The sequence below is a fragment of the Hydrogenophaga sp. PBL-H3 genome, assembly GCF_010104355.1.
Lineage (GTDB): Bacteria > Pseudomonadota > Gammaproteobacteria > Burkholderiales > Burkholderiaceae_C > Hydrogenophaga.
Genome location: NZ_CP044972.1, coordinates 1,224,699 through 1,245,126, shown reverse-complemented (window position 1 = coordinate 1,245,126; position 20,428 = coordinate 1,224,699). Strand labels below are relative to the sequence as shown.

Annotated in this window: 14 protein-coding genes; 7 read left to right on the top strand and 7 right to left on the bottom strand. The window is 66.0% G+C overall.

The window, feature by feature from the left end:
• Nucleotides 1-32 precede the first annotated feature (32 nt).
• The gene (locus F9Z44_RS06010; protein ID WP_159604423.1) at nt 33-890 is read left to right on the top strand and encodes a sulfurtransferase; all 858 of its coding nucleotides are present in this window, start codon (nt 33-35) and stop codon (nt 888-890) included.
• On the top strand, nt 854-3,469 hold the full coding sequence (locus tag F9Z44_RS06005) for a PAS domain-containing sensor histidine kinase (RefSeq protein WP_159604422.1): 2,616 nt from the start codon (nt 854-856) through the stop codon (nt 3,467-3,469). Before F9Z44_RS06010 ends, F9Z44_RS06005 begins: the two co-directional genes overlap by 37 nt.
• A gap of 116 nt (nt 3,470-3,585) precedes the next feature.
• Here the strand turns inward: F9Z44_RS06005 and F9Z44_RS06000 are convergent, their stop codons facing one another.
• From F9Z44_RS06000 to polA, 4 genes are all read right to left on the bottom strand, one after another.
• Entirely contained in the window at nt 3,586-4,398 is an 813-nt protein-coding gene (locus tag F9Z44_RS06000; RefSeq protein ID WP_159604421.1) for a ZIP family metal transporter, read from the bottom strand.
• A gap of 72 nt (nt 4,399-4,470) precedes the next feature.
• Entirely contained in the window at nt 4,471-5,370 is a 900-nt protein-coding gene (locus tag F9Z44_RS05995; protein ID WP_159604420.1) for a dienelactone hydrolase family protein, read from the bottom strand.
• Between the two features lie 48 nt (nt 5,371-5,418).
• Nucleotides 5,419-6,612, bottom strand: a complete 1,194-nt coding sequence (locus F9Z44_RS05990; protein WP_159604418.1) for a serine hydrolase domain-containing protein — start codon at nt 6,610-6,612, stop codon at nt 5,419-5,421.
• A gap of 1 nt (nt 6,613) precedes the next feature.
• The gene (polA, locus tag F9Z44_RS05985; RefSeq protein ID WP_159604416.1) at nt 6,614-9,439 is read right to left on the bottom strand and encodes a DNA polymerase I; all 2,826 of its coding nucleotides are present in this window, start codon (nt 9,437-9,439) and stop codon (nt 6,614-6,616) included.
• Nucleotides 9,440-9,554: 115 nt separating this feature from the next.
• On the opposite strand from polA, the gene F9Z44_RS05980 reads away from it, so the two are divergent.
• From F9Z44_RS05980 to F9Z44_RS05965, 4 genes are read left to right on the top strand one after another with little or no spacing between them, the layout of a single operon-like run.
• A complete protein-coding gene (locus tag F9Z44_RS05980) occupies nt 9,555-9,890 on the top strand; it encodes a hypothetical protein (RefSeq protein ID WP_159604414.1) in 336 nt (111 codons plus the stop codon).
• A 26-nt stretch (nt 9,891-9,916) separates the two neighbouring features.
• Nucleotides 9,917-10,948 carry a homoserine kinase gene (locus tag F9Z44_RS05975; protein ID WP_159604412.1) on the top strand — a complete coding sequence of 344 codons (1,032 nt, stop codon included), beginning with the start codon at nt 9,917-9,919 and terminating at the stop codon, nt 10,946-10,948.
• Nucleotides 10,945-11,745 carry a BPSS1780 family membrane protein gene (locus F9Z44_RS05970; protein ID WP_159604410.1) on the top strand — a complete coding sequence of 267 codons (801 nt, stop codon included), beginning with the start codon at nt 10,945-10,947 and terminating at the stop codon, nt 11,743-11,745. The genes F9Z44_RS05975 and F9Z44_RS05970 overlap by 4 nt, the downstream gene beginning before the upstream one ends.
• Nucleotides 11,742-12,497 (top strand): iron dicitrate transport regulator FecR, encoded by a 756-nt coding sequence (locus F9Z44_RS05965; protein WP_159604408.1) that lies wholly within the window; start codon nt 11,742-11,744, stop codon nt 12,495-12,497. The genes F9Z44_RS05970 and F9Z44_RS05965 overlap by 4 nt, the downstream gene beginning before the upstream one ends.
• A 6-nt stretch (nt 12,498-12,503) precedes the next feature.
• On the opposite strand, the gene F9Z44_RS05960 is transcribed toward F9Z44_RS05965, so the two are convergent.
• Together F9Z44_RS05960 and F9Z44_RS05955 are read right to left on the bottom strand one after the other, a co-directional pair.
• Entirely contained in the window at nt 12,504-12,974 is a 471-nt protein-coding gene (locus F9Z44_RS05960; RefSeq protein ID WP_159604406.1) for a tetratricopeptide repeat protein, read from the bottom strand.
• 135 nt (nt 12,975-13,109) lie between these two features.
• Nucleotides 13,110-15,341 carry a PhoX family protein gene (locus F9Z44_RS05955; RefSeq protein ID WP_159604405.1) on the bottom strand — a complete coding sequence of 744 codons (2,232 nt, stop codon included), beginning with the start codon at nt 15,339-15,341 and terminating at the stop codon, nt 13,110-13,112.
• Nucleotides 15,342-15,554: 213 nt separating this feature from the next.
• Between F9Z44_RS05955 and F9Z44_RS05950 the strand changes: the two genes are divergently transcribed.
• Nucleotides 15,555-17,708, top strand: coding sequence for a PhoX family protein (locus F9Z44_RS05950; RefSeq protein ID WP_159604404.1), 2,154 nt, complete (start codon nt 15,555-15,557; stop codon nt 17,706-17,708).
• A gap of 135 nt (nt 17,709-17,843) precedes the next feature.
• Here F9Z44_RS05950 and F9Z44_RS05945 read toward each other — a convergent pair whose 3' ends face one another.
• Nucleotides 17,844-20,318: a UvrD-helicase domain-containing protein gene (locus F9Z44_RS05945; protein ID WP_159604403.1), complete on the bottom strand. Its 2,475-nt coding sequence runs from the start codon at nt 20,316-20,318 to the stop codon at nt 17,844-17,846.
• Nucleotides 20,319-20,428: the final 110 nt, after the last annotated feature.

The following is a 20,428-nucleotide window of genomic DNA, read 5'->3' as shown; positions in this document are numbered from 1 at the left end:
CACCCCTCGTCCCCCTGAAGCACAATGCGCGCATGTTCACCACCCTGATCTCAGCCTCCGAACTGCAGCAACTCATGTCCTCCGGCACGCCGCTGCGGGTGTTCGACTGCAGCTTCGAGCTCATGAAGCCCGACGCGGGCGCCACGCAGTTTGCCGACGAGCACATCGCAGGTTCGGTGTACGTGCACCTGGATCAACACCTCAGCGACAAAACGGGCACCGACCGCGCCAGCGGCGGACGCCACCCCTTGCCCTCGCGCGAGACATTCGCCCGCCGCATGGCCGCGCTGGGCCTGTCCGACGGCGTGCAGGTGGTGGTGCTGGATCGCCAGGGCGCCAATTACTGCGGGCGCCTTTGGTGGATGCTGAAGTGGTGCGGACACGAAGCGGTGGCCGTGCTGGACGGCGGGTTGGCGGCCTGGAAAGCGGCCGGTGGTGCGGTGGTCGGTGGACCATCGCCACAGCCCGAACCCGGGCACTTCACGCTCAAGCCGACAGCTGCCGCCACCGCGTCCACCAGCGCCATCATGCAGTCGCTCGGCCGCCCCGCACAAACGTTGATCGACGCACGGGCTGCTGCCCGCTTTCGAGGCGAGGTCGAGCCGCTCGACCCGGTGGCCGGCCACATCCCGGGTGCATTGAACAGGCCATTCGCCGAGAACATCGGACCCGACGGCCTGTTCAAGCCCGCTGCGCAATTGCGCGCCGAGTTTGAGCACCTGCTTGCCGGTCGCGACCCCGCCAGTGTGGTGCACCACTGCGGCAGCGGTGTCAGCGCCATCCCCAACCTGCTGGCCATGGAAATTGCCGGCCTGGGCCGCACAGCGCTCTACCCTGGCAGCTGGAGCGAGTGGTGCAACACGCCCGACGCGCCCTGCGCCGCTGGCTGACGGACCACTCGCCATCCCATCCCAGCCCTTGCTCCATGCAGCAGTACGACGACGCAGCCTTCAGCATTCTGGGTAACCAGGACCGCACCGCCGCACTGGCCTTGACATCGCTCGTGATCGGCATCGCGGGTCTGCTGATGCTGTTGATGGAACTGGTTCTCCAAGCTCCGGGCAAGCACGAGACCTGGGTCGCGGCTGGGCTGACGGTCGTGGCCTGGTTCTGCTACGGCCTCGCTCGCACCGGTCGCACGCGCTATGTGGCGCATGTCATCGTGGCGGCGGTGCTGGCCGCCGCCATCTTCTCGGCCCTTGCCTACGGTTCGGTGCGCACCGCCGTCGGCTTCCTGTTCATGGGTTCGGTGGTGGGCGCCGGCATCTTCCTGGGGCGCACGGCGCTCATTGTCACCACGGTCGCCAGCATCGGATCGCTGGGTGTGCTGACCTGGGCGGAAGCCACCGGCCTGCTCACAGCCCAGCCGGATTTCAATGTCAGCCTGCGCGTGTGGATCACGCACTCGGCCACGGTCCTGGGAGTCGCACTGATGGTGCACCACAGCCGGCTGAGGACCAACCGGGCGCTGCAACTGCAGGCCCAGGAATTCGAACGCCGCAAGGCCACCGAGCAGGAGCGCGACCGCAGCCTGGAGCGGTTTGCCCGAATTTTTCGCACCAGCCCCAGCCCCATGCTGGCCCAGTCAGCACGCACTGGCTCCATCCTCGATGTGAACCCGGCGTTCGAGCGCGCCTACGGCTACGCACGTGACCAGGTGCTCGGTCGCCAGGAAGGCTTCCTGTGGGCAGACGCGGCCCAGCGCGACACCTACCTGCAGCAGCTCTATGCACAGCGCCACATGGATCAGTTTGCCTGCCAGGGCCGACGCGCCGACGGCAGCGTGTTCCAGGCGCTCATTTCCAGCGAAATGGGCACCGACCGCGAAGACAAGCTCATCATCACCAGCATCACCGACGTGAGTGCACAAGCCCAGGCCATGGAGCGGCTGCGGCGCTCCGAAGAGCGGTTTGCCAAGGCTTTCAACTTCAGTCCGCTGAACCTCACCATCACCCGCCTGGCAGACGGCAGCCTGGTGGAGATCAACCAGGCACAGAGCTTTCGACTCGAAGATCAGCTGGGCAAAACATCCATCGACACCGGTGTCTGGCTCACGCCCGCCGACCGCGAACAGTTTGTGGCGCAGCTGCTGCGCGACGGCCGGATCGACCACTACGACACCCGCCTGCGCCACAAAGATGGTGGCGTGGTTGATGCCCGGCTGTGGGCCGAACTCATCGAAATCGACGCAGAGGCCTGCATCCTGTCCTGCACGGTGAACATCACGGCCGAGAAAAGACGCGAGGCCCTGCTGCTCCAGGTGGCCAAAGGCGTGGCGGCGGAAACCGGGGAAGCCTTCTTCAGCGCGCTCACCCGCCACCTCAGTGACACCATTGGCTGCGACATGGTGATGATCGGGGAGTGCAGCACGCCAGAGCGCGTGCGTGCACTCTCCATCTGGAGAGACTCGCAAGAGACTCCCACGTTCAGTTTCGACACGGTGGGCACACCCTGCGCCGAAACCCTGAAGCAGAAAGACGTGTTCCTGTGTCCGCAAGGCTTGCCCCTTGAGTTTCCGCAAGCCAGGGGCATCAACCGGGAAGGCTTCCAGGCCTACCTCGGACAGGCCTTGCGCGATGCCGATGGCACACCCATCGGCATCCTGTATGCCATGTGGCGCAAGCCCCTGACACCGCGCGACGACATGCTCGCGCTCGTCTCCATCTTTGCCAGCCGCGCCACCGCCGAGCTTGTGCGCCTGCGACGCGATCGCGAGATCCAGCGCTTGAACGAAACGCTGGAGCAACGGGTGCGCGAACGCACGGCTGATCTGCAAAAACTCAACGCCGAGCTCGACTCCTTTGCCTACACCGTGTCGCACGACCTGAAGTCGCCCCTGCGCTCCATCGACGGCTTCACCCGCCTGCTCGACGAACAGCTCGGTGAGCGCATGAGTGCAGACGAACGCGAGATGTTCGACCGTGTGTTGTCGTCCACCGCGCGCATGGGCTCGCTCATCTCCGCGCTGCTGGCGCTGGCCCGCGTGAGCCAGGCGCCGCTGGCGCGCCAGAGCGTTGACTTGAGCGAACTCGTGCGCAGCATCCTGGCCGAGCAGCTCGGCAAACAGCCCGAACGCCTGGTGCAATGCCACGTCGCCGAAGGGCTGCATGTGGAATGCGACCCGCAGCTCGCGCGCATTGCTCTGGAGAACTTGCTGGGCAATGCCTTGAAGTACAGCCGCGACCAGCCGCAGACTGTGATCGAATTCGGGCACTCCGGGCCCGGGAGGAGCACGGCACCGCGGTATTTCGTGCGGGACAACGGCGTGGGCTTCAACATGGCCTACGCCGCCAAGCTGTTCAAACCCTTCCAGCGACTGCACTTGCCCAGCGAGTTCGAAGGTACGGGCATCGGCCTGGCCACGGTGCGCCGCATCATCGAGCGCCACGGCGGCGACATCACCGCCAACAGTGCGCCCGGCGCAGGGGCCACATTCAGCTTCTCGCTCGGCGAAACAGCTGGGTCGTAGTGCCCAGCGTGCCTTGACCAGAAATACCGCAGAACCGGCTCTGCCGGGGCGCAGGTGTTGCCCCCTTGAGGGGAGATGCGGCTACACGCAGTGAGCAAGCGACGGGGATGGGCGTTTCAATGCGCCAGGCTGCTCACCAGGGTGACCAGTGCGATACCCGCCAGCAACCACGCCACTTGCGACACCGTGTCCCGAAAGCCCAGCTGCTTCTGCAGTTGCGGGATCAGGTCGGCCAGCGCCACATAAACAAAGCTGCTGGACGCAGCCACCAGGAAGAACGGCAGGTAGTCCTGCAACTGCGTGACAAGGAAATAGCCCACCACGCCACCCAGCGCGGTGACAGTACCCGCCATGGAGACCTTGACCAGCGCCGCGCGCGAGGTGCGCGATGTGTGGCGCAGCACCACCAGGTCGCCGATGTGGTGCGGCACCTCGTGCGCCAGCACCGCCAGCGAGGTGATCACGCCCAGACGCATGTCGGCCAGGAAGGCCGAAGCGATCAGGATGCCGTCGCCAAAGGCATGCACGCTGTCGCCAGCCAGCACGGCCCAGCCGCCCGAACGTGGGCCGTGGTCATGGTGGGCATGGCCATGCCCATGACCGTGGTGGTGGGCATGATCCGCTAGCGCCCCTTCCTGCGCAGGCCCGTGGTTGTGCTCGTGTCCGTGGTGCCACAGCTCGGCCTTGTCGAGCAGGAAAAAAAACACCAGGCCACCCAGCAGCATGGCAAAGAGCTCGTGCGCGCCGGCTTCGCTCTCGAACGCCTCGGGCAGCAGATGCATGAAGGCCGTGGCCATGAGCGCGCCCGCGGCCAAGCTGAGCATGTGCTGTGTGAAGCGCGCCAGCATTGCAAACGCCATCAACGCGGCCAGCCAGACACTGCCCACGCCCGCCGCCACCGTACCCATCAAGATCGCCAACAAGGTCATGTCGTTCTTTTTTCAGTTTGTCCACAAAAAAGGCCGCTTTGCAGCGGCCTGGGGTCCCCGGAACAGCGCGGCTCAGGCCACGCCGTGCCGCTTGAGCCACGCCAGTGCACGGTTCCAGCCATCTTCGGCCGGCTCCTTGCGGTAGCTCGGACGGTAGTCGGCATGGAAGGCGTGGGGTGCCTCGGGGTAGACCACAAAAGTCGAGGCCCTGGCAGCCGGACTGCCCGCTGCCAATGCAGATTTCATCTTAGCAACCGTGTCAAGGGGGATGCCGGTGTCGGCACCGCCATACAGACCCAGCACCGGCGCCTTGAGCCGGGCGGCCACGTCCAACGGGTGCCGGGGGTTGAGCGGCGTGGCATCGCCCAGCAGGCGGCCGTACCAGGCCACGCCGGCCTTGACCGCCGGGTTGTGGGCCGCGTAAAGCCACACATGGCGCCCGCCCCAGCAAAAGCCGGTCACACCCACCCGGGAGCCGTTGCCGCCGTTGGCTGCGGCCCACTTCACCGTGGCATCCAGATCGGTCATCACCTGCGCGTCGGGCACCTTGGTGACCACTTCATCGATCAGCTTGGCCAGCTCGCCATAGCTCTGTGCGTCACCCTGACGCACGAACAGCTCGGGCGCGATCGCCAGGTACCCCGCCCTGGCGAAGCGGCGCGTGGTGTCAGCGATGTACTCATGCACGCCGAAAATTTCCGAGAGCACCAGCACGACCGGCAGCCCTGTTTTTCCAGCAGGCGCCGCGCGGTAAGCGGGCATGTTGTACCCGTTGACGTCGATCATCACCTCGCCCACGGTCAGACCATCGGACGGCGTTCTGATCGCTGTCTGAGCCGCCAGGGGCAAGGCCGACGCGGCATAACCCACGCCGAGTGCGGCCTTGAGGGCGGTTCGGCGGGTGGTGCCGTTTTCACTCGACTGGCCGGGCAGCAATGCGCCGAGGTCCAGGGCGTGCTGGTCGTTGAGCATGCAGGCGTCTCCTGATCTGGATGATGTCAGGCCAGTCTGCCACGGGCATCAAACCCGCGTGGCGGCGTCGAACATGTCCAGCAGTTCCTGCTCCCACTGCCCCTGCTGGTCCACAGCCGTCTGCACGAGCACAGTGCGGGTGGGCAGGTCGATCAGCACGCGCTGGCCATGGTGTCCGTGCATGGCGGGTCGCGAGCCATCCGCGCGCGAATGCCAGAACAAGGCCTTGTAGCCCACCGCCGGCCGCGCCCAGCCGTAGCGCACCGCATCATCGCCACGGCCCCACGAGGTGCATTCGTTGATCCATGCTTCGCTGACGATGATTTGGCCGTCGGGGCCTCGGCCCCGCTGCGCGACCAGCTGGCCCAGTCGCGCCCAGTCTCGCAGCCGCGCGGCAAAGCCGATGCAGTTGAACTCGGCGCCACGCGCGTCGGTGAACCAGGTGGCCGGCGCCTCGGTGCCCAGGGGCCTCCACAGGGCCTGTTCGGCCAACGCCGAGAGCGATCCCCCGGTGACACGGCGCATCACCATGCCAAGCGCCAGCGGGCACAGTTCGTTGTAGTTGAAGCGAGCCCCTGCAGGCTCGCGGCGCTGGTTCCAGCCCGTCACCGTGCGCGCGATGTCCGGGTCCCGGCCCAACAGTGCGTCGGGGTAAAGGATGGCGTTGTCCCGCGCGTGCATCACGTCGGCGCCGCTGCACATGTTGGCCAGCTGGCGCAGCGTGGTCTCGCCGTGCAGGGTGCCCTCCAGCTCGGGTAGGTATCGGGCGGCCAAGTCGTCCAGCGACGCGATGAGTCCACGGTCCAGGCAGATGCCCAGCAGCAGCGAGCTCACGCTTTTGGCCATGGACCAGCTCTGCAGGCGCATGGAGGACTGGCGGGCGAAGCCGTAGCGCTCCAGCAGGATGTGGCCATCCCGCGCGATCAGCAGACCGGTGACGGGCCACTGCGCCAGATACTCGTCGGGCGTCTTGCGAAACGGCCCCCAGCGGTAGTGGAAATCGTTCAGGGGCGACTCGCGCCAGGGAGAGGCAGCGGTCCCTGCGCGAATCACATGGTGGCGAATCGATTGTTCGTGACCCCCCGAGTAATTGCCCACCCGGTATTCGGGTGCGCGCTCGAAGCTGGACATGCTGCTGGGGTAAGCGCGCAGCGCCCCCCATTTGTCGTTGGTCTGTGCCCATGCCGGACCACCCGCCGCCGCCAGACCTGCGCACAGGAATGCGCGTCGGGAGCGCTGCATGTCAGTGCGCCTGATCCCAGTTCGGACCGACACCCACCTCAGCCAGCAGCGGCACCTTGAGTTCGGCCACGCCCGCCATCAGGCGCGGGATCTCGACCTTGAGCCAGTCCACCTCGCCCTCGGGCACCTCGAACACCAGTTCGTCGTGCACCTGCATGATCATCTTGGTGCCGCGCTGCTGCGCGTCCAGCGCCCTCTGCACCACCACCATGCTGAGCTTGATCAGGTCGGCCGCCGTGCCCTGCATGGGCGCGTTGACGGCCTGCCGCTCCAGCGAAGACAACAGCGCACCTTTCGCCGACTGGATGCTCGGAAGCACCAGACGCCGACCGAACACTGTCTCCACGTAGCCTTGCGCTTTGGCGCTCTTGCGCGTGTCGTCCATGTAGCGCTTCACGCCCTCGAAGCGCTCGAAGTAACGGGTGATGTAGTTCTTGGCCGCCGTGTTGTCGATGGCCAGTGCCTTGGCCAGCCCGAACGCGCTCATGCCATAGATCAGGCCGAAGTTGATCACCTTGGCGTAGCGGCGCTGCTCGTTGCTCACCTGGGCGGCCTCCACGCCGAACACCTCGGCGGCGGTGGCGCGGTGCACGTCGATGCCTTCGTGAAAGGCGCGCAAGAGCGCTTCGTCCCCGCTGATGTGGGCCATGATGCGCAGCTCGATCTGCGAGTAGTCGGCGCTCGCGATCACATGGCCGGCCGGTGCCACGAAGGCCTCGCGCACGCGCCGGCCTTCGGGCGTGCGGATCGGGATGTTCTGCAGGTTGGGGTCGTTGCTGGACAGGCGCCCCGTGACGGCCACGGCCTGTGCGTAGTGGGTGTGCACCCGCCCGGTTTTCGGGTGCGCCAGCTGCGCGAGCTTGTCGGTGTAGGTGCCCTTGAGCTTGGAGAGGCCCCGGTGCTCGAGGATCTTGGCTGGCAGGGGGTAGTCCTCGGCGAGCTTCTCCAGCACCTCTTCGTCGGTGCTGCGCGCGCCGGTGGCGGTTTTCTTGATCACCGGCAGGCCGAGCTTGTCGAAGAAGATCTCGCCGAGTTGTTTCGGGCTGCTCAGGTTGAACGGCTGGCCCGCAATCTCATAGGCCTCCTGCTCCAGCGCGTGGATGCGCGATCCCAGCTCGTGGCTTTGCCTGGCCAGCGTGGGCGCGTCGATCAGCACGCCGTTGCGCTCGATGCGGTAGAGCGCTTCGCTGCTCGCGATCTCGAGTTCGTAGATGAACTTCAGTTTGTCGTCGGCCTGCAGTTGCGGCCACAGCACCCGGTGCACATCCAGCGTCTGGTCGCTGTCTTCACACGAATACTCGGCCGCCTTGGCCACGTCGACCTGCGCAAACGGGATCTGGTGCGCGCCCTTGCCACACAGGTCTTCGTAATTGATGCCCTGGCGGCCCAGGTGGCGCTCGGCCAGACTGGCCAGACCATGCGGTTTGTGCACTTCCAACACGTAGCTCTGCAGCATGGTGTCGTGTACATAGCCTTGCACCTCGATGCCGTGGTTGGCGAACACGTGGCGGTCGTACTTCACGTGCTGGCCGAGTTTGGCGTGTTTCGGGTTCTCGAGCCAGGGCTTGAGTCTGGCCAGCACTTCGTCGAACGGCAGCTGCTCGGGCGCGTCGGGCCCGCTGTGGCGCAGCGGGATGTAGGCCGCCTCGCCCGGCTTCACACTGAAGCTGATGCCCACGATCTCGGCGCGCATCTCGTCGAGCGAGGTGGTTTCGGTGTCCAGCGCCACCAGGTCGGCCGCCAGCAGGCGGGCCAGCCAGGTGTCGAAAGCGTCCCAGCTGAGGAGCGTGTCGTAGTTCAGGTTGCTGGTGCGCTGCGTGCTTCCGCTGAGGTCGGGTTCGTCGAACAGACCGGGCGAACCATCGCCGGTCGTGCCCTTGCCATTCGCCTTGGCCGGGTGCGCCTCGATGCGCTCCGGCGGCACTTCGTGCTGCACCAGGGAGCGCACCAAACCCTTGAAGCCGTACTTTTCGCCGAACGCCTTGAGGGCCTCGGAATCCTGCCCGCTGATCGTGATGGCCTCCAGCGAGGGCAGCCCCTCAATGTGATCCTTCAGGTCGCAATCGGTCTTGATGGTGAGCAGCTCGCGACCCTTGGGCAGCCACTCGAGCGCGTTGCGCAGGTTCTCGCCCGCCACACCCTTGATCTCTCCGGCGCGCGCCACCAACGCCTCCAGCGAGCCGTATTCCTGCAGCCACTTCACGGCGGTCTTCGGACCCACCTTGGGCACACCGGGCACGTTGTCCACCTGGTCGCCCACCAGGGTCTGGTAGTCCAGCATCAGGGTGGGGGGCACGCCGAATTCGGCCGTCACGCCAGCCACATCACGCCTGCGGTCGTTCATGGTGTCGATCACCGTGATGTGTTCGTTGACGAGCTGGCTCAGGTCCTTGTCGCCGCTGGAGATGATGCACGTGATGCCCTGCTGCGCGGCGGTGTGCGCCAGGGTGCCGATCACGTCGTCGGCCTCCACACCGGGCACGTCCAGCACCTTCCAGCCCAGCAACTTCACCACCTCGTGGATGGGCGGTATCTGCGCGCGCAGGTCGTCGGGCATGGGCGAGCGGTTGGCCTTGTAGTCCGGATACAGCGCATCCCGGAAGGTCGGCCCCTTGGCGTCGAACACGCAGGCGGCGTAATCGGCCCGGACGTCCTTGCGCAGCTTCTGCATCATGTTGATCATGATGCGGATGGCCCCGGTCTTCAGGACGGTGCCATCGGGCAAGGTCGTGCTCAGGGATTCGCCGCCGGCAAAGAACGCGCGGTACAGGTAACTGGAGCCGTCGACCAGCAACAGGGTGGGGGCAGGGGATGAAACGTCGGACATGCGCGCATTGTCGGGGAGATCGCGCCACATCCGCTGGCCCGTGGGCTGCGTATCCAGTGGCAAGGTGCATCTCCCTGCGTGCACCCCATGGAGCCCTCCCTGCCTACAATGACGCATGACCGCCCATACCCCACGCCTGCTGTCCGCCCTCGCCCTGGTGGCGGGTATCACCCTGGCCTCGGCCGCCCGCAGCCAGACAGCCCCGGTGGAGCAAGCTCCCCAGCCCGCTTCACCGCGCGACCGCATCGAGCGCATCACCAACGAGGACGCCCTCACCCGGATCGACGAGGTGCGCGTGGGCGGCGAGACGAAAAGCATCGAGGTGCAGCCCAAGAACGGCGCACCGGCCTACCAGATCAACCCCGAGACGAACGGTTCGACCACCGGCGAGGTGGGTGGCAAACGCACCGGCAACGCCGGTCGCAGCAGCTGGCGCATCCTGAATTTCTGATTGTTTCCTTCCTGATTGCCCGCCTCATGGCCGTTTACACCGAAGTCGCGTTTGCGGAAGCCTCTGCCCTGCTGCACACCCTGGATCTGGGAGATCTCACCGACCTGCGGGGCATCCAGGGCGGCATTGAAAACACCAACTACTTCGTGACCAGCGAGCGCGATGGCGCCACGCTGGAACACGTGCTCACCGTGTTCGAGCGGCTGGGCTTCGAGCAGTTGCCGTTTTATTTGCACCTCATGAAGCATCTGGCGGGCAAAGGCATCCCGGTACCCGACCCGGCCGCCACCGCCAGCGGCGAGATCCTGCACACGCTGCAGGGCAAACCCGCTGCCGTGGTGGACAAGCTGCGGGGAAAGAGCGAACTGGCCCCCGGTGTGGCGCACTGCGAAGCGGTGGGTGCCATGCTGGGGCGCATGCACCTGGCCGGGCGCGACTTCCCGCTGAACCAGCCCAACCTGCGCGGTCTGCCGTGGTGGAACGAGACCGTGCCGGTGGTGCTGCCCTTTCTGAGTGCTGAGCAGTCCGACCTGATCCGCACCGAACTGGCCTACCAGAACCACGTGGCGGCCAGCCCGGCTTTCACCGCCCTGCCCCGTGGACCCATCCACGCCGACCTGTTCCGCGACAACGTGATGTTCGAAGCCGGTGAACTCACCGGCTTCTTTGACTTCTACTTCGCCGGCTGCGACACCTTTCTGTTTGACATCGCGGTCTGCCTCAACGACTGGTGCGTGCACCACAGCCTTGATGCCACCGACGGAAGCCACGATGCTCAGCGCGCCCAGGCGCTGCTGGCGGCCTACCAGGCGGTGCGGCCGCTGAGCGCTGCCGAGCGCAGCCTTCTGCCGGCCATGCTGCGCGCCGGTGCACTGCGTTTCTGGATCTCCCGCCTGTGGGACCTGCACCTGCCGCGCGAGGCCGCCATGCTGCAAGCCCACGACCCCGCCCATTTCGAACGCGTGCTGCGCGACCGCGCCACCCACGCTGGCCAACTGTCAATGCAGCTTCTGGACGCTGCAGCCCCGGCAGCAGCGCCCCAACCCGTGACCGCATGAAACTCCATCTCGTTCCCGCCAGAGTCGGCCTGCATTGGGTCAAGCTGGGCGTGAAGACCTTCTTTCGCCAGCCGCTGGCCATGTCCGGCCTGTTCTTCATGTTCATGGCCACCGTCTCGGTGCTCTCGCTCATCCCGCTGCTGGGCACGGTGATCTCGCTGGTGCTGGTGCCGGCCGCCACGCTGGGCCTGATGGCGGCCACGCGCGAAGCCGTGCAGGGTCGCTTTCCCATGCCCTCCGCGCTGATCTCGGGCCTGCGGGGCAAACCCGTGCAGACCCGCAACATGCTCATCCTCGGCGCCCTGTATGCCGCTGGCCTGCTGCTGGTGCTGGGCGTGGCCACACTGTTTGGCGGCGAGGCACCACCGCCGGTGGACCCGAACGCCGCCGACGTCACGGCCGAGATGGTGCGCGCCTCGCTGGCCAACCAGGGCCTGCTGGCCGGCCTGGTGATCTACCTGCCGGTGCTCATGGCCTTCTGGCATGCGCCTGCCCTGGTGCACTGGCACGGCGTGAGTCCGGGCAAGAGCCTGTTTTTCAGCTTCATGGCTTGCTGGGGCAACAAAGGCGCCATGCTGTTCTACACACTGGGCTGGGTCGGCGTGTTCATGCTGGTGGGACTGTTCATGAGCTTGCTCGGCGCCCTGTTCGGCGGCGCGGGCGCACTCAATATCGTGCTGTACCCGGCCGTGCTTTTCATGGCCTCCATGTTTCACACCTCGATTTATTTCACCTTTGTTGACAGTTTTGACCCCGCCGAGCGACTCGCCCCCACCACCACCGGAGAAGATGCATGAGCCAACACACCCTGCAAGGCCGCGTCGAGAGCGAAGTGACCTGGTTTCAGCGCCGCGACACCCTCAAGGCCGCTGCGGCGTGGGTGGCCATGGGCGGTCTGCCGGCTGCCATGGCGCAGCAACGCAGCAACGTGGTGGAGCTGGTCGGCGACGTGCTGCTCAACGGCCGGCGCATGCTGCCGGAGCAGACCATCCAGACCGGTGACGAGATCTTCACCGGCCCGGCGTCGCGACTGATCTTCGTGTTGGGCAATGCCTCGTTCAACGTGCGCCAAAACTCGCGCATGACGGTGGAGCGTGGCGCCACCCTGCACACCGTGAGCCTGCTGCGACTGCTCACGGGCGCGGTGGTCAGCGCGTTTGGCCGTGGCAGCAACCGCGCCATCGTCACCCCCACGCTGACCGCCGGCATCCGCGGCACCGGCGTCTACACCGAGGTGTTTGCCGAACAGGCCAACCGCAGCTATTTCTGCAACTGCTACGGCACGGTGGACATGCAGGCTGGCGGCAACAAGGCGCTGTCGGTGTCGAGCTACCACCAGTCGTTCTGGGGCGAAGCCGAACCCAAGGCCGGGCGCTTCCTCACGCCGGCACCGGCCCTGAACCACACCGACGAAGAGCTGGAGTTCCTGGCCCGCCTGATCAACCAGCGCACCGCCTGGCAGATCGCCGGGCGCACCGGCGTGAAGGACGGACGCGGCTACATGGAGCAGCGCCCACCCGAAGCGCACCCAGCCGTGCCGCGAAGCTGATCGGATTCAGCCCGGTGCCCTGGCCTTGTAGGCCGCGATTGCCTTGGCCAGGTCCGCGTATTCCTCGCAAGTCTGGTTGCCACAGATCCGGGCCAGTTCGGCCAGGTGTTTCTCGGCATCGGCGGGTCGCTTGTCCATGAGATAGGCCTCGCCGATGTACTCGTGTGCGCCCTTGTGCCCGGGGTCGATCTGAAGCGCCAGCTTGTAGTGCTCGAACGCCTTGGCCAGATCGGGCCTGGCCTGTTTGCGGTGGCTGTAGCCCAACAGGTTGTGCGCGTCGGCGTTGCGCGGCTCGGTCTTCACCGCAGCGTTGAGTTCGGCAATCGCCTTGGTCCAGTTCTTCGCTGCCATGGCAGCGCGCGCCGCGACCATGTGCTCTTGCGCGTTGGGCCCCATGTTGCTGGGTGTGTCTGCGGCCCAGGCCACCGGCAGGGCACACACGAGGGCCAGCAGTCCGGTCATGGCGGTGTTTTTCATGGCGTCTCCAAGGTTCGGGTGTCGGATTGGAGCACGGCGACAGCGCAAGGAGCGCCATCTCCCGAGGGTTTGCGTCAACCAAACACAAAGGCCTCTGCCGACTTGCGCCGGCAGAGGCCCTGGATGCTCAGTGGATCAGAGGCCGATCACGCCGCCGTCTTCCCGGGTGATCACGATGGTTGCCGAGCGCGGACGGCCGGCTGGGCCATGGCCTTCGTTGCCTGGCCACTGGCTCTGGAACTTGAACGGGCCCGCACCCAGTGCCGGGGTGTTTTCACCCGGGTGCTGGATGTTCACGAACAAGGTCCGACCGTCGTCCGTTTCGGTCAAGCCGGTGATCTCGGCGCCTTTGGGGCCCACCAGGAACCGGCGCAGGCGCGCTTCGCCCAGCGTGGCGCCGATGAAGGTGTTCTTGCTGCCAGAGGCACCGCCCAGGCTGTTGTTCACCGTGATCGCTCCGCCATCGCCCACCTGACCGGGGAGCGCCGCCAGCAACATGCAATTGGTCTCGTCGGTGTAGGCACCGTCGTCGGTCTGGATCCAGCAGATGCCGGTGGCCTGGCTGAACCACAGACCATCGGGTGACGAGAAGTCGTTCTTGTCGGTCAGCTCGGAAAGGTTGATGCCGGCGCCCGCGTCTTCTTCGGCGCCGAAGAGGAAGATGTCCCAGGTGAACTGGACGGCGGTGGCAACGCTGCCGAGTTCGCGGAACCGGATGATGTGGCCATTGGGGTTGCCCGAGCGGGTCAGACCGTCGTTGTCGGCGTAGGCGCGTGGGTTGGCTCCGTCGGTATTGGCCACGGTGCGGCTGCTGTTGTTCGTCATGGTGAAGTAAACCTCACCGTTCTTGGGATTGATCGCGCCCCACTCCGGGCGGTCCATGCGGGTGGCGCCCACGGCGGTGGCCGCGTGGCGGGTGTTGACCAGCACGTCGGCCTGGTTGGCAAACGTGTAGGTGGCGGCATAACCCGGGTTCAATGCGGAGACGTTGGCGGTGTTGAGCTCGATCCAGACGCCACTGCCGTCATCGTTGAACTTGGCCACATACAGCGTGCCTTCGTTCAGGTACTTGTCGCCAGCGGCCATGCCGCGGCCCTCGTCGCGTGGGTCCCACACGGCCGTGGTGACGAACTTGTAGATGTACTCGTTCTGCGAATCGCAGCCCATGTAGAAAGCCAGCGGCTTGCCCTTGACGGGGATGCTGCAGACGGCTGCTTCGTGCGCGAAACGGCCCATGGCCACGCGCTTGGCGGGCACGGCATCCGGGTTCAGCGGATCGATCTCGACGTTGAAGCCGAAGGTGTTGGGTTCGTTGCGGAAGTCTTGCGCCGCGCTGGCTCCCGGTGCTGACACATCCCAGCGGGCAAAGCGGTCGTCCGTGGCCTTGGTGGCCACCGCCGACCAGCCCTGGCCAGGTGCGCCGGTGGTGCCGGTGAACGGGGCACGGATCACGCCGTAGCGCTGGCGCGAGGCCTTGGTTTTCGCATCCACGTCGACCGAACCATTGGGCATGTAGAAGTAGGTGGCCCAGTTTTCCTCGCAGGCCAGGTAGGTGCCCCAGGGCGTCTTGCCGTGGCCGCAGTTGTTCAAGGTGCCGCGCGAAGTCTTGCCGGTGGTGTCGTACCGGGTGACCATGAAGCGGTGAATGTCGGCCAGGTGGGCGTCCGGGCCGGCCATGCGCACCGGCGTCTGTCCGTTCACGCGGCGGTTGAGTTCGGAGTCCACCACATATTCCCAGCGACCATCACGACCGCGGCGCACTTCAACGATCGACACCCCGTGGTGGTTGATTTCCTTGAACACTTCGGATTCCAGGCGCGTGCCCAGATCCCAGCCACCCGACGACGCCGAGAACTGGGAGAACTTCTTGCCCGACACACCGTTGGTGGTCTGACCTTTTTCGTGGAAAAAGTGGGCATCGGCCGAGCTCTCGTGGTTGACCACCAGCACGGCGCGGCGGGTGTCGCGCTCGGTGTAACGGCCACGTGGGCCGACATGGAAGATGTCCATGCCATCGTGGTGGTCGCCGATGCGCAGGCTCCAGTCATCGGCTTCCGTGCCCTGGTTGCTGTAGTCCGGAACGTCGCTGGAGATGCGGTCGCCAGTGGCGTGCAACACCGTGAAGGTGAAGCCGGCAGGCAGCACGATCTGGTCGGCGATGCTTTTGGCAACGGCGTCGAAGTCCAGCTCGGCTGGTTTTTGCTCGGCCCGGGCTTCGGACATGCCCATGAGAGGGATGCTGGAGACAGCAACCAGCCCCAGGCCACCCTGGATCAGGTGCCGGCGCGACAGGCGGCCGCGTGCCAGCACCTCCTGGAAATGCTCGGCGTCGGAATGGTTGCAATCGTCAATGGGGTGGTGGGCCATGGGGCGTCCTGTGGGTGGGTTATATGAGCCACCCAGTGTCCAAAGGCTGCGTGACCGTTCCTTGACGAACGAGCCACACGGCATGGTCCGTTTGGATGTCCCTCTGTCATCAACGCTTCACGCAAATTCTTTCCGCGCGCCTGCGGGGTTGTCACGCAACGGTCACGCGACTTGCACATCATCGGCTGCGACCAACAACCCGAGCACGAGCCCATGACCACAAACTCCCAGCGCCCCAGCGACATCTTTCACGACGAAGACTCCAACACCAGCAACAACCCCAGTTTCGACAGCGTGCTGTCCACGCGCCTGAGCCGCCGCAGCCTGCTGGGCGCCGCCGGCGTTGCCACGCTGGGCGGCACGGCGCTGACCGGGTGCGCCACCAGTGGCCCCGCAGCGCCGGTGAGCAGCCTGGGCTTCAAGCCCGTGGCCAAGTCCACGGCCGACCAGGTGACCGTGCCCGAGGGCTACACCGCGCGCGTCATTTACGCCCTGGGTGATCCGCTCAATGCCGCGACGCCGGCCTTCAAGAACGACGGCACCGACGCCGAGTTCGGCAACCGCGCGGGCGACCACCACGACGGTATCGAGTGGTTCGGCCTGGACGCATCGGGCAAGCCCTCGGACAGCTTCAACTCGCGTGGCCTGCTGGCCATGAACCACGAAGCCACCACCGACGAAAAACTCAGCTCCTTCTTCATCCACGCCAACGGCGGCACGGCCACCCTGCCCCGCCCGGCGGCCGAAGTGGACAAGGAACTCATGATCCACGGCCTGTCGGTCGTGGAAGTGCAGACCGACGGCAAGGCCTGGGCCACGAAGCCAGCCTCGGCCTTCAACCGCCGTGTGACCACGATGACGCCGGTGACCATCCACGGTCCGGCGCGCGGCAGCGAACACCTGGTCACCAAGTACAGCCCCGACGGCACGCAGGCGCGCGGCACGCTCAACAACTGCGGCACCGGCCGCACACCCTGGGGCACCTTCATCTCGGGCGAAGAGAACTGGTTCGGCTACTTCTTCCGCGACGCCAAGGACGACGACGCGCGCAAGAAGGACAAACAGGTGCAAGCCCTCAACCGCTACGGCCGCAAGGCGGGCACGGCCAGCCGTCACGGCTGGGAATCGGGCGGCAGCGCCGACACCTACACGCGCTGGAACAACGGCGCTGTGGCCGCCAGCGCGAAGGACGACTTCCGCAACGAGATGAACACGTTCGGCTACATCGTCGAGCTTGACCCCTACGACAAGACCACCACGCTGCGCAAGCGCACCGCCCTGGGCCGCATGGGTCACGAAAACGCCACCTTCGCCCGCGCCGTGGCCGGCCAGCCGGTGGTGGCCTACATGGGCGACGACGCGCGCGGCGAGTACATCTACAAGTTCGTCTCCGCAGCCAAGTGGGACCCGGCAGACGCCAACCCCGCCAACCGCCTGGCCGCGGGCGACAAGTACCTGGACAAGGGCACCCTGTTCACCGCCCGCTTCAAGGGCGACGGCACCGGCGAGTGGCTGGAACTCTCGATGGACAACCCGGTGATCGCCGGCAGTTCGTACTTCGAGTTCAAGAGCGAGGCCGACGTGGCCGTGTTCACCCGCCTGGCAGCCGACGCGGTGGGTGCCACGCGCATGGACCGACCCGAATGGGGTGGCGTGAACCCGAAAAACGGCGAGGTCTACATCACGCTGACCAACAACAGCGCGCGTACCGTGGCCACCGTGGACAGCGCCAACCCCCGCGTGTACACCGACCTGAAGGCCGGCAAGGAGCAGAAGGGCAACGTGCACGGCCACATCGTGCGCATGTCGCAAAAGAACCCGGCCGATGACGCCTTCCAGTGGGACATCTACCTTTTTGCCTCGGAAGCCGACTCCGACAAGTCGCAGGTCAACCTCTCCAGCCTGACCGACGACAACGATCTGTCATCGCCCGATGGCCTGGTGTTCAGCAAAGCAACTGGTCTCTGCTGGATCCAGACCGACGACGGCGCCTACACCGACAAGACCAATTGCATGTTGCTGGCTGCCCTGCCGGGCCAACGCGGTGACGGCGGCGCCAAGACGCTGACCCACGGCGACAAGCAGGTGACCACCCACGTGGGCAAGCCGCAGACGCCCGCCACGCTCAAGCGTTTCCTGGTCGGCCCCAAGGGTGCCGAAATCACCGGCATCACCGAAACGCCGGATGGCCGCGCGATCTTCGTGAACATCCAGCACGCGGGTGAAAACACGAAGATGGCCGATGTGAACGACCCGTCGAAATTCGAGAGCCGCTGGCCGGCGAACGCGGGTTACGGTGCGGGCCAGCGCCCACGCTCGGCCACCATCGTCATCACCAAGAACGATGGCGGAATCATTGGAAGTTGACCCCCCGCGTCGCCTTCGGCGCCTCCCCCCTTGAAAGGGGGGCGACACCTGGGGCCGGCGGAGCCGGACCCGCGGTGTCCCTGGGCTGGACCGCTTCAAGCGATCCCGGTCACGCTCCGACTGGCTTGAGCATCTTCAGACGATTTGCGTGAGTTTCGCGACGCTGAGCGCGAGCCACTTCGTACCATGGCGGCTGAAGTTCACCTGCGCGCGGGCGTCATCGCCCGCGCCCTCGATGGACAGCACCTTGCCCTCGCCGAACTTGTTGTGAAACACCGCCATGCCGGCCTTGATGTCGGTGCCGCGGTCGGGCTCGGGCGCCTGCTGGCCCAGGCCTTTGGGGTCGCCCTTGTCGTTGAAGCCGGGTGACCACGAGGGCTGCAGCGCCGGCGGCGCGCCGAAGTTGCGCCGTCCGTTCTGCCACTGGCCGCCGCCTCCGCCCGCACCACCCGGCGCACCCCAGGCCGGCTGTTGCGGCGTCAGCCACTTCAGGCAGGCTTCGGGCAGTTCGTCGAAGAAGCGGCTCTTCATGTTGTAGCGCGTCTGGCCGTGCAGCATGCGCGTCTGTGAGTGGCTGAGGTACAGGCGCTTGCGCGCACGCGTGATCGCCACGTACATCAGTCGGCGTTCTTCTTCCAGCCCGTCGCGGTCGCTCATCGAGTTCTCGTGCGGGAACAGGCCCTCTTCCATGCCGGTGATGAAGACCACATCGAATTCGAGCCCCTTGGCGGCGTGCACCGTCATGAGCTGCACCGCGTCCTGCCCGGCCTGCGCCTGGTTGTCGCCGGACTCGAGCGCGGCGTGCGTGAGGAAGGCGGCGAGTGGGCTCATGGTCTCGCCGGTGTCGGGTTCGACAACATCCGTTCGGTCTGAGCTTGTCGAAGACCCTGATTCCCGATCATCCTGAGCTTGTCGAAGGACAGGCTCAGGGCGAACGGACATCTCGGGATCCAGCCCCTGGCTCGCCGGGCTCTGCGTCAAGGCCGCACCATCCCCCGTGCGAGCCACTGCATCACGCCCAAAGCCCTCAATGCCCACGAAGCTCTTGGCCGCGCTCACCAGTTCCTCCAGGTTCTCCACCCGGTCCTGCCCTTCGCGCTCGGCGCGGTAATGCTCCACCAGGCCGCTGTGGTCGAGCACCAGCTCGATGATCTCGGCCAGCGTCATGCCCTCGGAGCGTTCACGCAGCACATCAAGCTTGGCCACAAACGCGCCGATGGCCACCCCGGCGCGCCCGGTCACCGCGCTCACGGCGTCGTGCAACGAGCAGCCCGAGGTGCGCGCGACGTCCTGCAGCTGCTCGATGCTGCGCGCGCCGATGCCGCGCGGCGGGAAGTTCACCACGCGCAGGAAGCTGGTGTCGTCGTTGGCGTTCTCCAGCAGGCGCAAATACGCCAGCGCGTGCTTGATCTCGGCGCGCTCGAAGAAGCGCAAGCCGCCGTACACGCGGTAGGGCATGGCCGCGTTGAACAGCGCGGTTTCCACCACGCGGCTTTGCGCATTGCTGCGGTAGAGGACAGCCATCTCCACCTTGGGCACACCCTCGCGCGCCAGCTGCTTCATCTCGTCGACCATCCACTGCGCTTCGGCAAAATCGCTCGTGGCTTCATGCACCCGCACCGGCTCGCCCGCGCCGGCGTCGGTGCGCAGGTTCTTGCCCAGGCGGTTCGTGTTGTGGCTGATGAGTTCGTTGGCCGAGTCGAGGATGTTGCTGCAGCTGCGGTAGTTCTGCTCCAGCTTGATCTGGTGGCGCACGTTGAACTCGCGCACGAAGTCGGCCATGTTGCCCACGCGCGCACCGCGAAACGCATAGATGCTCTGGTCGTCGTCGCCCACTGCAAACACGGCGTTGCCCGAGCCCGGCAAGCCTTCGAGCGGCGGCGCGCTGAACATCTTGATCCAGGCGTACTGCAAGCGGTTGGTGTCCTGGAACTCGTCGATCAGGATGTGGTGAAAGCGGCGTTGGTAGTGCTCGCGCACCGGATCGTTGTCGCGCAACACTTCGTAGGAGCGCAGCATGAGTTCGCCGAAGTCCACCACGCCTTCGCGCTGGCACTGCTCTTCGTACAGCGCGTACAGCTCGACCTTCTTGCGCGTCTCTTCGTCGCGCGCCACCACATCGCGCGGGCGCTGGCCGTCTTCCTTGCAACCGCTGATGAAATACTGGATCTGCTTCGGCGGATAACGCTCGTCGTCCACGTTGAACTGCTTGCACAGCCGTTTGACGGCCGAGAGCTGGTCTTGCGTGTCGAGAATCTGGAACGTGGCGGGCAGACCCGCGAGCTTGTGGTGCGCACGCAGGAAGCGGTTGCACAGGCCGTGGAAGGTGCCGATCCACATGCCACGGACGTTCACCGGCAGCATGCTGGAGAGCCGCGTCATCATTTCCTTGGCGGCCTTGTTGGTGAAGGTCACCGCCAGCACACCGCCGGGCGTGACCTGCCCGGTCTGCAGCAGCCAGGCAATGCGGGTGGTGAGCACACGGGTCTTGCCCGAGCCCGCCCCGGCCAGGATGAGCGCGTGCTCGGCCGGCAGCATCACGGCAGCGCCTTGTTCGGCATTGAGACCCGCGAGCAGCGGGGACGGAACAACGGGTTCTTCAAACAGCATGGCTCGATTGTAGGAAGCGCCCTGCGCCGCGCGCCGTATACGGTCATGCGTATGGCAGCCATACGGTGTGGCCAGCGCGCAAAGCCGCCCCCAAGAGGCCCAAGGCGCCT

What these genes read in the sequence shown, in the direction of transcription:
- F9Z44_RS05960 (WP_159604406.1), bottom strand. Translation starts at nt 12,974, where the DNA reads ATGAAAAACACCGCCATGACCGGACTGCTGGCCCTCGTGTGTGCCCTG.
- F9Z44_RS05975 (WP_159604412.1), top strand. Translation starts at nt 9,917, where the DNA reads ATGGCCGTTTACACCGAAGTCGCGTTTGCGGAAGCCTCTGCCCTGCTG.
- F9Z44_RS05990 (WP_159604418.1), bottom strand. Translation starts at nt 6,612, where the DNA reads ATGCAGCGCTCCCGACGCGCATTCCTGTGCGCAGGTCTGGCGGCGGCG.
- F9Z44_RS06010 (WP_159604423.1), top strand. Translation starts at nt 33, where the DNA reads ATGTTCACCACCCTGATCTCAGCCTCCGAACTGCAGCAACTCATGTCC.
- F9Z44_RS05965 (WP_159604408.1), top strand. Translation starts at nt 11,742, where the DNA reads ATGAGCCAACACACCCTGCAAGGCCGCGTCGAGAGCGAAGTGACCTGG.
- F9Z44_RS05980 (WP_159604414.1), top strand. Translation starts at nt 9,555, where the DNA reads ATGACCGCCCATACCCCACGCCTGCTGTCCGCCCTCGCCCTGGTGGCG.
- F9Z44_RS05970 (WP_159604410.1), top strand. Translation starts at nt 10,945, where the DNA reads ATGAAACTCCATCTCGTTCCCGCCAGAGTCGGCCTGCATTGGGTCAAG.
- F9Z44_RS06000 (WP_159604421.1), bottom strand. Translation starts at nt 4,398, where the DNA reads ATGACCTTGTTGGCGATCTTGATGGGTACGGTGGCGGCGGGCGTGGGC.
- polA (WP_159604416.1), bottom strand. Translation starts at nt 9,439, where the DNA reads ATGTCCGACGTTTCATCCCCTGCCCCCACCCTGTTGCTGGTCGACGGC.
- F9Z44_RS05950 (WP_159604404.1), top strand. Translation starts at nt 15,555, where the DNA reads ATGACCACAAACTCCCAGCGCCCCAGCGACATCTTTCACGACGAAGAC.
- F9Z44_RS05995 (WP_159604420.1), bottom strand. Translation starts at nt 5,370, where the DNA reads ATGCTCAACGACCAGCACGCCCTGGACCTCGGCGCATTGCTGCCCGGC.
- F9Z44_RS05945 (WP_159604403.1), bottom strand. Translation starts at nt 20,318, where the DNA reads ATGCTGTTTGAAGAACCCGTTGTTCCGTCCCCGCTGCTCGCGGGTCTC.
- F9Z44_RS05955 (WP_159604405.1), bottom strand. Translation starts at nt 15,341, where the DNA reads ATGGCCCACCACCCCATTGACGATTGCAACCATTCCGACGCCGAGCAT.